The 14,069-nt window shown below is 33.9% G+C and carries 15 protein-coding genes; 9 read left to right on the top strand and 6 right to left on the bottom strand.

All coding sequences use genetic code 11. The annotated features are described in order from the left end of the window. Positions 1-22 precede the first annotated feature (22 nt). Genes ABZA65_RS02075 through ABZA65_RS02045 form a run of 7 tightly spaced genes read left to right on the top strand, consistent with a single transcriptional unit; the run spans position 23 to position 7,121 of the window. Entirely contained in the window at positions 23-406 is a 384-nt protein-coding gene (locus ABZA65_RS02075) for an HD domain-containing protein (protein ID WP_373070081.1), read from the top strand. Then, positions 403-900 (top strand): hypothetical protein, encoded by a 498-nt coding sequence (locus tag ABZA65_RS02070; RefSeq protein ID WP_373070079.1) that lies wholly within the window; start codon positions 403-405, stop codon positions 898-900. Before ABZA65_RS02075 ends, ABZA65_RS02070 begins: the two co-directional genes overlap by 4 nt. Next, the gene (locus ABZA65_RS02065) at positions 901-1,608 is read left to right on the top strand and encodes a sulfite exporter TauE/SafE family protein (protein WP_373070077.1); all 708 of its coding nucleotides are present in this window, start codon (positions 901-903) and stop codon (positions 1,606-1,608) included. 9 nt (positions 1,609-1,617) lie between these two features. Further along, the gene (locus ABZA65_RS02060; RefSeq protein WP_373070075.1) at positions 1,618-2,427 is read left to right on the top strand and encodes an HDOD domain-containing protein; all 810 of its coding nucleotides are present in this window, start codon (positions 1,618-1,620) and stop codon (positions 2,425-2,427) included. Then, the gene (gene polA / locus ABZA65_RS02055; RefSeq protein ID WP_373070073.1) at positions 2,428-5,151 is read left to right on the top strand and encodes a DNA polymerase I; all 2,724 of its coding nucleotides are present in this window, start codon (positions 2,428-2,430) and stop codon (positions 5,149-5,151) included. It begins immediately after the preceding gene. Then, a complete protein-coding gene (locus ABZA65_RS02050; protein WP_373070071.1) occupies positions 5,151-5,669 on the top strand; it encodes a thiamine phosphate synthase in 519 nt (172 codons plus the stop codon). The genes polA and ABZA65_RS02050 overlap by 1 nt, the downstream gene beginning before the upstream one ends. Positions 5,670-5,681: 12 nt before the next feature. Next, positions 5,682-7,121, top strand: a complete 1,440-nt coding sequence (locus ABZA65_RS02045) for a diguanylate cyclase (protein ID WP_373070069.1) — start codon at positions 5,682-5,684, stop codon at positions 7,119-7,121. Here the strand turns inward: ABZA65_RS02045 and ABZA65_RS02040 are convergent. From ABZA65_RS02040 to ABZA65_RS02030, 3 genes are read right to left on the bottom strand one after another with little or no spacing between them, the layout of a single operon-like run. Beyond that, the gene (locus tag ABZA65_RS02040) at positions 7,118-8,365 is read right to left on the bottom strand and encodes an NAD(P)/FAD-dependent oxidoreductase (RefSeq protein WP_373070067.1); all 1,248 of its coding nucleotides are present in this window, start codon (positions 8,363-8,365) and stop codon (positions 7,118-7,120) included. The genes ABZA65_RS02045 and ABZA65_RS02040 overlap by 4 nt on opposite strands. Continuing rightward, positions 8,358-9,386 carry a polysaccharide deacetylase family protein gene (locus ABZA65_RS02035; RefSeq protein WP_373070065.1) on the bottom strand — a complete coding sequence of 343 codons (1,029 nt, stop codon included), beginning with the start codon at positions 9,384-9,386 and terminating at the stop codon, positions 8,358-8,360. The genes ABZA65_RS02040 and ABZA65_RS02035 overlap by 8 nt, the downstream gene beginning before the upstream one ends. After that, positions 9,383-10,414: a peptidase M42 gene (locus ABZA65_RS02030; RefSeq protein WP_373070063.1), complete on the bottom strand. Its 1,032-nt coding sequence runs from the start codon at positions 10,412-10,414 to the stop codon at positions 9,383-9,385. The genes ABZA65_RS02035 and ABZA65_RS02030 overlap by 4 nt, the downstream gene beginning before the upstream one ends. An 89-nt stretch (positions 10,415-10,503) precedes the next feature. Here ABZA65_RS02030 and ABZA65_RS02025 point away from each other — a divergent pair, with 89 nt between their 5' ends. Both ABZA65_RS02025 and ABZA65_RS02020 read left to right on the top strand, forming a co-directional pair. Next, entirely contained in the window at positions 10,504-11,175 is a 672-nt protein-coding gene (locus ABZA65_RS02025) for a tRNA-uridine aminocarboxypropyltransferase (protein ID WP_373070061.1), read from the top strand. A gap of 77 nt (positions 11,176-11,252) precedes the next feature. After that, positions 11,253-11,642, top strand: a complete 390-nt coding sequence (locus ABZA65_RS02020; RefSeq protein WP_373070059.1) for a cytochrome C — start codon at positions 11,253-11,255, stop codon at positions 11,640-11,642. 30 nt (positions 11,643-11,672) lie between these two features. Here ABZA65_RS02020 and ABZA65_RS02015 read toward each other — a convergent pair whose 3' ends face one another. The 3 genes from ABZA65_RS02015 to pgsA form a co-directional block, all read right to left on the bottom strand. Next, complete coding sequence (locus ABZA65_RS02015) at positions 11,673-12,347, bottom strand: YggS family pyridoxal phosphate-dependent enzyme (protein WP_373070057.1); 675 nt, start codon at positions 12,345-12,347, stop codon at positions 11,673-11,675. 98 nt (positions 12,348-12,445) lie between these two features. Beyond that, on the bottom strand, positions 12,446-13,498 hold the full coding sequence (gene rseP, locus ABZA65_RS02010; RefSeq protein ID WP_373070055.1) for an RIP metalloprotease RseP: 1,053 nt from the start codon (positions 13,496-13,498) through the stop codon (positions 12,446-12,448). Between the two features lies 1 nt (position 13,499). After that, positions 13,500-14,051 (bottom strand): CDP-diacylglycerol--glycerol-3-phosphate 3-phosphatidyltransferase, encoded by a 552-nt coding sequence (gene pgsA, locus ABZA65_RS02005; protein WP_373070053.1) that lies wholly within the window; start codon positions 14,049-14,051, stop codon positions 13,500-13,502. Positions 14,052-14,069 lie beyond the last annotated feature (18 nt).

Below are 14,069 nucleotides of genomic sequence, written 5' to 3'. Positions count from 1 at the left end.
GTGGCATCAACATGGAGTATTAGTGCATACTTTACGTGTAGTTTACCACATTTTAAAAAAAGGTCACTATAAGCTTTTAGCTGCTGCAGTTTTACACGATATTGGTAAACCTTTTACCGCCTTTATTAAAGATGATGAGGATCGTGAGTTTAATGAATACAGTTTCACAGATCATGAAGAACGATCTTATCAGATCATAAAAAACTGGCCTTTTGTAAGTAAATATACAAAAAATATGGTACGCTATCACTACTTAATTAGAGATATAGAAAAGTCAAAAAAAGAAGACCTAAAAAGATATGCACAAAAGGTAGCTATTTGGGATACTTTAGATGATGAAACAAAAGAAGATTTGGCTGAGTTTTTGATCTGTGATGATCTTGGCAAGGGTAAAAAGAGAAGATGAAAAATATTTTAGTCGTAGTTATTATAATTGCAGTGATTGTAAGTGTATTTTTAATGCTTGGAGCAAGCGGTGGTATGGTTGTCGTAAAAGAGGGCAATCTAAAAAAACTGCCTTTAGAAATAAAGCTTGGCCATTTCCAAGACAGCGACTGCGGAATGGTTATAGATGATCTCTCTTTTGCATCACAGGTTGTATCTCCTAGCGGTAAGACATACTTTTTTCATGATCACGGCGGTATGGCAAAGTGGCTTAAAGATAAAGAATTTGAAAATGATGCTAAAATATGGGTCATGAGTGTAGATACTAAAAAATATATAGATGCAAAAAAAGCTTATTACTCATCTAACGATGAGACTCCTATGGGGTATGGTTTTGGAGCATATGAGAACAAACAAGATGGCTTTATAGATTTTGATGAGATGCAACTTAAGATGCTTCGTGGAGAGACTATGAATAATCCACTGATAAGAAAAAAACTGCAAGGGAATAACTAAATGGAGAGTGTAAATATATTAACTATTTTATCCATTGCATTTTTAGGATCGTTTGGGCATTGTATAGGTATGTGCGGCGGTATAGTTATGGCATATTCAAATATCAAAATTGATCCACTCTCTTCTAAAGTGTCAAAAAGTGTTGCACACCTTTTATATTCTTTTGGGCGTATAACTACATATACTGTTTTAGGAGCACTTTTTGGCTATTTGGGCGGTGTTGTAGTTTTTTCAAATAATGCAAATGGTATACTTTTAATAGTAGCCGGAGTAGCTATGATACTAGCGGGCTTATCTCTTATGGGTAAGATGAAATCACTTAGCATCGGCGGTAAATCATTAAGCGATACAAAATTTTATAAAAGCAGTTTTACAAAGATAATGAACTCAAAATCAAATATGAGTTTTTATCTTTTAGGTATGTTAAACGGCTTATTACCATGTGGTTTTGTGTACTTTTTTGCAATTACAGCGGCAAGTACTGCAAATCCAATTTACGGAGCTTTAGTTATGTTTATATTTGGTTTGAGTACAATACCAGCTATGTTTGGTCTTGGAACTCTAAGCAGTTTAAATTTAGCGACAAATTTTAGAAATATGTTAGTGTCTTTAGCATCTATAGCCGTATTATTTTACGGTGTATTTACAATATATAGCGGATATGAATATATTTCAAATCCAGAAAAAACATTACGTGATTGTCATTAAGGAGTTAATATGGAAAATTCAATAGTTGATAGTATAAAAGCGCTTCCGCCATTATCAAAAACGATAGCGGATATAAATAGAATTCATGCAGACCCTGAAGGATCAGTAGCCGATATGGCTAAAGCTATTGAGGGTGATCCTATGATCGTTGCAAACCTATTAAAAGCTGCAGCTTCACCATTATACGGCTTTTCAAGAGAGATAAAAAATGCATCTCAGGCAGTTAGTCTATTTGGTATGAGTATGACACGTTCTATTGCTATTGGTAACTCAGTTAGAAAACTTTTAAACGTAGATTTGGAACCATATGGAATCAGTAGTGATCAATTTGCAAATATATCATCACTTCAAGCAGTACTACTCTCAACTTGGTATAACAAAATAGACAGAGCAGCAGCTCAAAAACTTTTTTTGCCGGTATTTTTACAAGAAACAGGTAAAATTTTAATTGCCAGTGATATTATCCAAAACGATGAAACAATCAGTTTCAAGTCTGATGCTGAGACTTCAAATAATCTTGCACAGCTTGAAAAATCATATGTAGGTATGACTACTGCCGATGTAACAGCTTTAGTATTTGAGCACTGGAACTTCGATGAAGAGATTATAGAAATTATTAAATATGCAGATGAACCTCAAAACGCACCAGATAATTTAAAAGAAGCGGCAAATATACTAAATATTATAAAAACAATAATACCTGTTAACAAGCCTTTCTCTGAACAAGCTATAAACTTTGGACTAAAAAAAGCTGAAGATGCAGGATTTGATACAGCTCCATTAAAATCAGCTATAGATATTGTTTCGGAATTTGTGTAGATGGCAAAAACCGTAACTATTATCGATACCTTCGGGTTTTTCTTTCGTGCATTTTATGCACTCCCGCAACACTTAAAAAATAAAGACGGCTTCCCGACAGGACTATTAACCGGATTTACAAACTTCATAGCAACTCTTCAAAAAGAACATGACAGCGACTATATAGTTTTTGCGGTTGATTCTAAAGGTGATACATTTAGAAATGAGATAGACCCTAACTATAAAGCAAACCGTCAAGCACCTCCTGAAGAGTTAAGCATGCAACTACCAGTTGCTATTGAGTGGATAGACAAGATGGGTTATAAAACTCTTGGAATGAGTGGTTTTGAAGCCGATGATATGATAGCTTCTGTTGTAAAGCATGCAAAAGAGAAGGGCTATAACGTACGCGTAGTATCACACGATAAAGACCTTTACCAGCTGATCGATGATGGTAAAGTTGTAGTAGTTGATGCTATCAAGAAAAAAGTTATGGATGAAGAATGCTGTTATGAAAAGTACGGTGTTACTCCAAAGCAGTTTATAGATTATCAATCGATACTTGGTGATAGTGCCGATAATGTTCCTGGTGTTAAAGGTATTGGAAAAGTAGGTGCGGAAAAACTTTTAAAAGAGTATGGAACTCTTGATAGCATTTATGAGAATCTAGCTACTATAAAGGGTGCAAATCAAAAGAAACTTATAGAATCTCGTGATAATGCATATATGTCAAAAAAACTTGTAACTCTTAGAGATGATGTTTTAGATGAATTAGAGTTTGATTTTGAAGATTATAAGATGGATGTAGAACATCCTTTTTTAAATATATATGACGAGCTTGTAAAGTATGAGCAAAATGCAATACTAAGAGTCTTAAAAGCAAAAAATCAAGTGAGTGAAGAACATCACAACAGCGTAGTTCAAAAAGTAAATAATGACAGTGAAGTATCTCTTGGCAAACTTGAATTTAAAACTACACTCATTACAAGTTCAGATCAGCTAAACAATGTTCTAAGCACTTTAACAAAAGATACTCTTGTAGCATTTGATACGGAGACTACAGGACTAGAATATGACAAGGATAAGCTGGTTGGTTTCTCTTTTGCATTTAATGAGTCTGAAGCTTACTATGTTCCATTTGGGCATTATTACTTAGGTATAGGCGATCAGGTTGATGAGAGTGTTGCAAAAGATGCAATGAGAAAGATTTTTCAAAGCAAGGTAGTTGGTCATAATATAAAGTTCGATCTTCACTTTGTTACAAAGTTTTTAGGTGAAGATCTGAACATTTTTGGTGATAGTATGATCCTTGCATGGCTTATAAACCCTGAATCAGCACTAGCACTTGATAAACTATCCTCAGCGTTACTAAACCATGAGATGATCTCTTTTAAAGACACGATCAAAAAGGGTGAGACTTTTGCAAGTGTGGAGCTTGAGACTGCTTGTAAATACGCAGCCGAAGATGCACTAATAACTTTTAAGCTTTACAATCTGTTTTTAGAGAAGTTAAAACTGCAAAATGCAGAGCACTTAATAGGTGAGGCTCAAAATATAGAGTTTCCGTTTATTAAAACGCTTATGGGTATGGAAAAAGAGGGTATAAAGGTTGATAGCGAATTCTTAGATATGTTCTTACATAAGGTAAAATCAACTCTTTATGATCTTACAAACAAGATCCATGAGTTAGCAGGAAGCGAGTTTAACATAAACTCAACTAAGCAGCTTGGCGTTGTTCTGTTTGAGCATTTAGGACTGCCTGTAGGTAAAAAAACAAAAACAGGTTACTCTACAAATGAGCAAGTTTTAAGTTCATTAGTTGATTCACACTCGATTATTCCATTACTTTTAGAGTACCGTGAGGTTTATAAACTATTTTCAACTTATATAGAACCTCTTTTAAAACTTAGTCGTGAAAATGAAGACTCTAGAATTCATACTTCATTTGTTCAAACAGGTACTGCAACTGGAAGACTTAGCTCAAAAAATCCAAACCTGCAAAATATACCGACCCGTACAAAGCTTGGTGCTGAAGTTAGACGTGCATTTGTGGCTTCAAAGGGTAAAAAGCTTGTGGGAATTGATTATTCTCAAATAGAGTTAAGACTGCTTGCTCACTACTCAGAGGATAAGATACTTTTAGATGCGTTTAGAAATGACAAAGATATACACCGTCAAACTGCGGTAGCACTTTTTGGTGAAGAAGAGGCTGATTCAAAACGCTCTATTGCCAAGACTGTAAACTTTGGACTTTTATACGGTATGGGTCAAAAGAAACTTTCACAAACTCTGGATATATCTACAAAAGAAGCAAAAGAGATCATTGACAGATATTTTGAGAGTTTCCCGTCTGTAAAAAGTTACTTTAGAGGTATAGTAGATAGTGCAAAAGAGAGAGGGTATGTAGAGACTATACTTGGACGCAGACGCTACTTTGATTTTGAAAATGCAAAACCTATGTTTAAGGCTGCATATGAGCGTGAGAGTGTAAATACACTTTTTCAAGGTACTGCAAGTGATCTTATTAAACTTTCTATGAATAAGATACATCATGAAATTAAAGAACACTCTCTAAATGCAAAAATGCTTTTACAAATACACGATGAGTTGATTTTTGAAGTAGATGAAAACGAAGCTGAAGTTTTAGCAGATAAGTTTAAAGGGATTATGGAGTCGATTATGGAATTGAATATCCCTCTAAAGGTAAGTGTAAATATAGGTGATAACTGGGGTGATTTGAAGTAATGAAATCTTATATGATCACTTCAGATGCCTTATCTAGTGAGCATATAAAAAAGCATATGCCCGATTATGTTTTATACAGAGATAAAACGAACCAAAACTATGCAGATGACGCATCAAAGTTTGTAGATGTTTGTCGCAGGTTTAAAGGTGTAAAGTCTTTTTTACATCAAGATGCTGATTTAGCTAAAAAGCTAGGTGCCAATGGTGTTCATTTAACATCTTTGCAGTTAGATAAGGTAGAGTACGCAAAGTCAAAAAATTTAGAAGTTATTATAAGTACACACTCTTTGGAAGAGGTGCAAAAAGCTGAAATTTTAGGTGCAGATGCGGTTACATACAGTCCTGTCTTTAATACACCCAATAAGGGTGAGCCTAAGGGTGTAGATGATCTTAAAGTGCTTGTTGAATGTGTTGATATAAAAGTATTCGCACTAGGGGGAATCACAAGTCAAAAAGAGATAGATAAAATTAAAGATACAGGTGTGTACGGTTTTGCATCTATTAGATACTTCGAATAGGGGATAAGAAGAATGAATTTAAAATTAAAAATAATATCTATGATAGCAAGCTTATTGCTTAGTGTGTCTGTGATCACTACTTACATAAACTATGTAAAAGATGTAGAAGGTGCACAAGCACAATTAAAAAATGTATCTCTACCACTCTCAATAGATAATATATACACAGAAGTTCAGCAACATATGATAAAACCCCTTATAGTATCATCAATGATGGCAAGTGATACCTTTGTTAGAGACTGGATACTAGTAGAGGGTGAAAAAGATATAAAGTCTATTCAGAAGTATTTAAAAGAGATTCAAGATAAATATAATGCATTTACATCGTTTTTAGTATCGGATATTACAAAAAATTATTACCATCAAAGAGGTCTTGTTGATGTTGTAAAAGAAAACAATGAAGCTGACAAATGGTATTTTGAGTTTAATTCCAAAGATGAACTATATGAAGTAAATTTAGATATAAATACGAACTTTAGTGATTCACTTATTATGTTTATAAATTATAAAGTTCAAGACTATAATCAAAAAATTATAGCAACTACCGGTGTTGGAATTAAACTGATAAATATAGTTGATATGCTTGATTCATTCAAAAAAAAGTATAAGTATGATGTATATTTTGTTGATAATAACGGGGAGATAATACTTCATACAAGTGATCTAAACAAACGCGGAAATATATCTAAAATAGGTGATCTTAAAAGGCTTGAGAAAAAGATCAGAGAAAACAGCGGTGATAAATACGAGTATGAATATAAAGATTCTACATATATGCTTCATACAAAATACATTAAAGAGTTGAACCTATACCTTTTTGTAGAAGTAGATAAAGATAAATATGTAAGTGATATAAGTCAAAGATTTTACATAAACTTATTGTTATCGGTGCTAATAACTTTAGTGATTGTATATATTATTATTCATTTTATAAACATCTATCAGGCAAGACTAGAAAAGATAGCACATGAAGATGCACTGACAGGTCTTGATAACAGAAGAAAGTTTAATCATGACATAGAATCCATGTTTGAAGAGTTTTACAGAAGACATATAAAATCTTTAACATTGGTTATTCTTGACATAGATGATTTTAAAAAAATAAACGATACTTACGGACACCTAGTAGGTGATAAAGTACTAGTAAGATTTGCAGAAATTTTAAAAGAGAACATACAAGTCAGTAACTATATAGCCAGATGGGGTGGTGAGGAGTTTTCCATTCTTTTAGTAGATATCTCAGAAGAAGACATATTGGAACTTTTTCAAAAGATACGTATAGCTATTAGTAAAGATGAGGTTTTATATGATCTTATACAAGGTAACATAACTTCAAGTTTCGGTGTTGGAGCACTTGGACAAAATGAATCTATTGATGCACTGATCAGCAAGGTAGATTCTGCATTATATGCTGCAAAAAAATCAGGAAAAGACAAGATTGTAAAAGCTTAGTCTAAAGATTTTGCAGCTAAATATCCGCTTGAAAAGCTCCACTGGAGATTGTATCCTCCGCATGGTCCGTCTATATTTACAATCTCCCCACAAAAATAAAGCCCCTTTATTAGTTTACTTTGCATTGTTTTTGGATCTATCTCGTTTAGTTTAATTCCACCTCTGGTTATCATAGCCATTTTAAATCCATCGTGCCCGTTTATAGTAAGTGGAGTCCAAGCCAGAGTTTTTAAGAGTTTTTCCTTTTTGATACCGTCAATCTCTTTAAATTTTATATTTTTTTCTATATTGCATAACTTTAGTATCTCCTCTGATAAAGCAGCAGGAAGTAACGTTTGGATAAGCTCCAATATATTTGCATCAGGATTTGAACTTTGGGCACTTTTAAGATCTTTTAAAAGTTCATCTTCATTTTTTCCCTTTGTCAAATTTATTAAAGTAGGTACTTCAGAGTACTTATCTATAAGAGGTGTAATCTCTCTTGCAAAGTCTAAAACAACAGGACCTCTAATTCCATTTTTGGTAAAAATCAGATCACCATAAGCTGTTAGTTTTTTATGTTTTTTCATATCTACTTTCATAGTAACTTTTGCAATTGTATCAGCTCTGCAGTTTGAGACCCAATCCTCTTTTGTACGTAGCGGCATCATGGCAGGATAGAGTTTTGTTGTAGTATGACCAAGCTCTTTACTAATCTCAAATCCATCCCCCTCAGCTCCAAGAGTAGGATAGCCCAAGCCGCCTGTAGCTAGTATGACATGCTCACTTTTATATATATCTGTGCCTGTTTTAACACCAATAACTTGCAAGTCTTTTTCTAAAATGTTTTCAACTTTTTTGGATGTTAATACAACTACTCCTAAATTATCCATAGTTGTTTTAAGTGCATCTAATATCGTAGAAGATGAATGAGACGTTGGAAATATTCTAAATCCGTCAGGCGCATGTGTCTCAACACCGATTGAATCGAAAAAGCTCTGCATATCTTCACGAGAAAAAGAGTTAAGAGCATCTTGCATAAAACGTCCGTCACGTCCAAACTTTGACATAAATTCATCTTGGGAAAGTGTATTGCTAAGGTTACATCTACCTCCGCCTGTAGCTTTTAGTTTTGCGCCTATTTGAGGTAGTTTTTCAAGTAAAAGAACTTTTTTGTTATCTTTTGCAGCAGTAATAGCGGATATCATTCCTGCAGCCCCTGCACCGATAACTATAAGATCATAGTCACTATCTTTATTAGTCATCTTTTACAATCCATAGATGACTATACCAATACCATCTACCACTGCTGTGTCTAGCTGTACAGGTGTATCTGTCTCTTGGTGTATTTAGTGGTTTTTTCGCACTTATTCGTGCTTCAAGTTTTGATAACCATTTAATATCAATTGCCTCTCCGTCCGCCGTGAAACAGTTCATACCTCTTATGTCTTCTGTGAGTTTTATTCTTAGTCTCGGAGCTTCAATGTTGTCTGCTATGGTATTATTTGGGTACTCTGATACTACAGGTAGAGCTAAAGTATTTGCTTTTAGGGCAAAGCTTTTTATCTCCCCAAAGATCTCTGACATTGGAAACCTTGGTATAGCTTTTAGGTCACTCTCAAAGCTTATAGCCCCTGATGTTTGAGCAATACCGACATAGCCAAGAGACCTAATATATTTGGCACTTTCTTGTGTGTATTCACCGTATGGGTATGCTATCATTTTAGGATCTGTATTTGTATCTTCTCCAAGCTCTTTTTGAAGCTCTTTTTGTGCATTTGTAAGCTCATTTTTTATACGTTTTTGCCACTCATTTTTTGTCTCATTTTTAAGAGGCAATATATAGTCGTGTGTATAGGAGTGGCTAGAGAACTCTGCACCGTCTTTGAGCATCTCTTTCATATCTTCCCAGTCCATATAGCTGTTAGATGCCTTGCTTATCGCAGATGTGTGTACAAAAACAGTAAATGGGTAGTTCATCTCTCTAAGAAGAGGGTAGGCTTTTGTGTATACGCTTTTATATGCATCATCCATAGTTATGGCTACGGTCTTTGGCGGGATATCTTTTTTCTCTTGTATATGTTTAATTATTTGTGAGAGCGGCCAGACATTAAAGTTGTTCTTTTTCAGATACTCTAGATGTTCTTTAAACTGCTCCATGCGGATATTTGTTGATGGGTATTTGCTCTCTCCAAAACGGTGGTATATAAATACGACAGCAGAAGAGTTTGCATAGATACTCTGTACAAAAATAAGAAAAGTTAAAAATAAAAAAACAAACTTCATCTTAGATACAATTCACTTAGTATCGTTATCATACTATCGACAGATTTAATGCTACATGTCTCATTTACTGTGTGGTATCCGATAGTAGGAATTTGAAGGGTAGTACCTTGAATTTCACCTTTTGTAGCATGTATGATACGACCTAGCTCCGTAGTACCGAGTGATCCTTTAGTATTGTTTTGTTTCATAATATTTTTTAGATAAGCATCTTTGAAATGGTATTTTATATCATTCTCTATAGCTATTTTTTTGATTATGTTTTTAAGAGGTGATTTAAAGACAGCATTTTGATCTCTGTGTCTTAACACAATATCTAGGTTTTGCATATCCTCCAAAGATGGGTAAGGACTTGTATCAAGTACTAATAGTTCATTTGTAGATATGTTAAAACGTTTAAAGTATTCGAGTAAAAACCTCCAGCTTTTTCCGGCTTCTTCAGAAGCTGTGAAAAATGCAGTCCCTTTATAACCAATTTGATACATATATATGATTATTGCTGTTGAGATTACATTGTCTAGTTGTGCTGAAATAAGATCATCTTGAAACTCTAGTTTATCCATAAATGCAATAGGAGTACCAGGAAAAAGATAATCAAATCCATCAACTTTAAAGATGATATTGTTACGTCTTTCACATAAAAAAGCTTCTTTAATAACACCCATACCCAGATATGTACCAGACCAAGGCTCATATGCTTGAACTTTCTCATCAACAAAACGCATAGTAAAGTTATGCAGTATCTGTTCAGAGTTCGATGTACCTGTTAGATCGGCTCTGTTTTTAGCGATAAATGCAGCATACTGAAACTCATTGTGTCCTGTGCATATAAGACCGTGTCTGTCGGCATGTGAAGAGATATATCCACTCTCAGGTTTATCGCCTTTAGCTACGAGTACCCCATCATAATATTCTACACTTACTCCTAGCTCTTCAAGCTCACGTTTGACAAACAGAAAAAAAGGGTGTTCAGCACCGACCACACTTGGTATACGGATAAGCTGTTTTAAGATATCGTAAAATTGTTCCATAGTGAAATTTTAACCAATTAATCTCTATATGTAGCATCTTTTTATATAATTAGCAAAAAAATTTTAGCAAGAAAAAAGTTGAATAATTAATGACCATATACGGCGATAGAGAAAAATGTTATAAGTGTTACAGACCTAAAAGTTCATGTATGTGCAGCTATATTGAACCTTTTGATACAAATACAAAGTTTGTAATATTGATGCATCCAAAAGAGTTTAAAAAAGTAAAAAACAATACAGGTTTTTTTACCCATCTAACTTTAAAAAATTCAGAAGTATTCATAGGTATAGATTTTAGTGAACATAACCGTGTAAATGAGATCATAAAGACACACAACAGTTTTATTCTTTATCCTAGCGAAGGTGCGATAGATCTTAGTGTAGACGATCCAAGCAAAGGATCTGATAAAAACATGGCAATATTTATAATAGATTCTACTTGGAGTTGTGCAAAACAGATTTTTGAAAAAAGTGAAAATTTAAAGAGTTTGAAGCATCTTAGTTTTACAACAACCAAAACTTCACAATACCAGATCAAAGTCCAGCCTGAATCCAATTACCTATCAACAATCGAATCAACCCATTATGTTGTAGAGTTGCTCAATAGTTGGAATATAGAAGATACCCAGCAATCAAAGCTGAACGCATTTTTAAATCCGTTTTTGGAGATGATTGAGTATCAGAAAAGACTAATATCAAATCCTCTCAGTAATTCTGTCAGATACAAGCCAAAAAGTTCTAGTCTTAAAAAAGATTTATAAATATTTAATATATAAAACTGTAATATGACGCTAAGATATTGTAAAAAGCAATAAAAACTATAACGGAGACATATATTATGAAAAAAGCACTTTTAGCTTTAGCTGTAAGTTCTATGTTTACATTTGCTAGTGCAGATGAGAAAACTATAAATGCTACAATGAGTTTAATGACTCAAGGTATGAACCAGATTCAAACTGGATTTTTATATTCAAACAAAGAGGATGTAAAAAACGGGATTGAAGTTTTAGAAAATGCAAATGCAATTTTTAGTAAAGTTGATGTAACTACTTTCATTAAACACAATAACAAAGTTCAAGTAACTAAAAACATTAATAATAATCTTGCTGATAACTTAGCAGCATTCAAAAAAGCTATCAAAGCTGAAAACTATACTGAAGCTACAACATACTACGGTAAAGTAACTAGCAACTGTATCGCTTGTCACACAATCATTAGAGGTTGGTAATTCCTCTTAAATAGTTTCACAAAAGTGAAACTATTTATTAAACATTATCGAACCAAGTCTTAACATATTTGAGCCGCACTCAATAGCCAGCTCAAAATCCCCGCTCATTCCCATAGAACAAATTGTTGCACCATCACATTGTTTATAGATTTCGTGAGTGATTTCAAAACTTTTACGAATAATATCTTCATCATCACTATGTGCACCGATGCTCATCACACCTTTTAATTTTATATTTGGACACTCGCTTTGAATTTGTTTGTAAATAGAAAGTGCATCTTCTGGCATAACACCGTGTTTTGATTCTTCTTTTGCAGAGTTTATCTGAAGCAGTGCACTTAGAGTAGTATTTTTAGCTTCACATTTTTTTTGAATTTCTTGGGCGAGCTCAAGTGAATCAAGAGCATGAAATAGGGCAGGTTTAAGATCTAGAAGATTATTGATCTTATTTTTTTGAAGGTTCCCTACAAAATGCCACTCTAGTGGTAGATCGTCTAGTTCATTAGCTTTTGATTTTAAATCTTGAACTTTGTTCTCACCAAAGGCACGTTGACCTATTTGGTATAGCTTTTCGATTTCATCAGACTTTGAATATTTGCTAATAGCAACAATCTTTACTATATGGTGATCATTAACTTTAAGTCTAGCAGCTTCTACACGTCTTATTATGTTGTCAATATATATTTTGTATTCTGTATGATTCAAATCTATTCCTTTCTTTTTAGGACTTTCCCAATAAATCTATTTCTTTTTCGGCTAAATATTATTCCATAATATTTGCTCGTCAAAGAGATTTTTAGGACTTAGCCCATCAATCTATTAATATCGTTAAAGAGTCCTAAACCCATAATTCCAAAAAGTACAACCCATCCTGCAATAGTAAGCTTTATTAAAACTGCTTCACTAGGTGTATGTCTTGTGATCATCTCATACAGATTAAACATAATATGTCCGCCATCAAGTGCAGGTATTGGAAGTAGGTTTAAAACACCAAGGTTTACAGATATTAAAGCTGCAAAAAACAGTACACTCATCCAACCTGCGTCTGTAGCATCACTTGTTAGTTTTACTATACTTATTACACCACCTAACTCTTTCGCCGGGACATCACCAGTTATAAGCTTTTGAAGACCAGTAAAGATCATAGTTGAGGCAAATATAGTTTGCTCAGTTGCATAAGATAGAGTTTCACTTACAGATAATTCTAATGAATGTGACACACCTGCTGCACCGATTCCGATCATCTTCTTTTGCACTTTTTCTTTGAACATATTTTCAGTTTCAGTTATTTTTGGAGTCAATGTTTTAAACTCTAAAAATCCATTACGCTCTATTTTAAGACTTAGTGATCCTTCAGAAGTTTCAATGATCTTAGCCATCTCTTTCCAAGTTTTTATCTCTACACCGTTGATCTCTTTGATGATGTCATTAGTTTTAAGTCCAGCGAGCTCTGCAGGAGAGTCTTTAACAACTTGGCCAATAACAGGAGATAGTATTTGAGGTCCGCCAAGTGCTATAAAAAAGTATAGAAAAAATGCAAGTAGGAAGTTAGCTAAAGGTCCTGCAAAAAGTATAAATGTTCTTTGAAGAGGAGTTTTTGAGTTATAGCTGTCTTCATCATAGCTTTTTTTAGTAGGATCAGTATCGTCTTGACCCTTCATCTTTACATATCCGCCAAGAGGGATTGTAGCTATAGCCCACTCAGTTCCCCACTTTTTAAATGAGAATACTTTTTTACCAAAACCTATACTGAAAACTTCAACATATACACCCATAGCTCTTGCAGCCAAGTAGTGACCAAGTTCATGAAAAAATATAAGTGCAGAGAGTACAAGAAGTGAAACTAACCAGCTCATCTTACAGTTCATCCTTTAAAAGTGCTTTTCTAAATCCGTATAGATATTCAAGTCCAGAGTATACTGTTAAAATAACTGCCAACCACAATATCTCTTCTCCAAATTCCCAGTGCATGATTAAAAATCCAATAGCAAACATTTGAACTACTGTCTTTACTTTTCCTGCCCAGCTTGCTTTTACATCAAGCCCCTCACTTACGGCAACTGTACGTACACCTGTAATAAAAAGCTCACGAATGATTATGATGTATATAGCCCAAGCCGAAGCCTCACCTACCATCATAAGACCTAAAAAACCTGCAAGTGTAAGCATCTTATCTGCAAGCGGATCTATAATACCGCCAAGAAGTGTCATCTGGTTCCATTCTCTTGCTATATAACCGTCAAAAAAGTCTGTAACTGATGCAAGTACAAAAATAAGTGCTGCAGTGTAGTAGTTCCATGTAATGTGGTAACCGTTGTCAGTAAATGCTTGTGGATTTAATATAACCCAAAATAGTAGTGGTGCTAAAAATATTCTAATAGATGCTAAAAAATTTGGTAAATTGAGCAAAACAATCCTTATATTTAT

Origin of the sequence: Sulfurimonas sp., assembly GCF_041583195.1 — a bacterium.
Lineage (GTDB): Bacteria > Campylobacterota > Campylobacteria > Campylobacterales > Sulfurimonadaceae > Sulfurimonas.
This window is presented reverse-complemented; position numbering and strand designations above follow the sequence as displayed.

Bases quoted from the DNA above. Each gene is read 5' to 3' on its own strand.
- polA (WP_373070073.1), top strand. From the start codon at position 2,428: ATGGCAAAAACCGTAACTATTATCGATACCTTCGGGTTTTTCTTTCGT.
- ABZA65_RS02030 (WP_373070063.1), bottom strand. From the start codon at position 10,414: ATGGAACAATTTTACGATATCTTAAAACAGCTTATCCGTATACCAAGT.
- ABZA65_RS02050 (WP_373070071.1), top strand. From the start codon at position 5,151: ATGAAATCTTATATGATCACTTCAGATGCCTTATCTAGTGAGCATATA.
- ABZA65_RS02035 (WP_373070065.1), bottom strand. From the start codon at position 9,386: ATGAAGTTTGTTTTTTTATTTTTAACTTTTCTTATTTTTGTACAGAGT.
- ABZA65_RS02070 (WP_373070079.1), top strand. From the start codon at position 403: ATGAAAAATATTTTAGTCGTAGTTATTATAATTGCAGTGATTGTAAGT.
- ABZA65_RS02020 (WP_373070059.1), top strand. From the start codon at position 11,253: ATGAAAAAAGCACTTTTAGCTTTAGCTGTAAGTTCTATGTTTACATTT.
- ABZA65_RS02065 (WP_373070077.1), top strand. From the start codon at position 901: ATGGAGAGTGTAAATATATTAACTATTTTATCCATTGCATTTTTAGGA.
- ABZA65_RS02040 (WP_373070067.1), bottom strand. From the start codon at position 8,365: ATGACTAATAAAGATAGTGACTATGATCTTATAGTTATCGGTGCAGGG.
- ABZA65_RS02045 (WP_373070069.1), top strand. From the start codon at position 5,682: ATGAATTTAAAATTAAAAATAATATCTATGATAGCAAGCTTATTGCTT.
- ABZA65_RS02025 (WP_373070061.1), top strand. From the start codon at position 10,504: ATGACCATATACGGCGATAGAGAAAAATGTTATAAGTGTTACAGACCT.
- ABZA65_RS02060 (WP_373070075.1), top strand. From the start codon at position 1,618: ATGGAAAATTCAATAGTTGATAGTATAAAAGCGCTTCCGCCATTATCA.
- rseP (WP_373070055.1), bottom strand. From the start codon at position 13,498: ATGAGCTGGTTAGTTTCACTTCTTGTACTCTCTGCACTTATATTTTTT.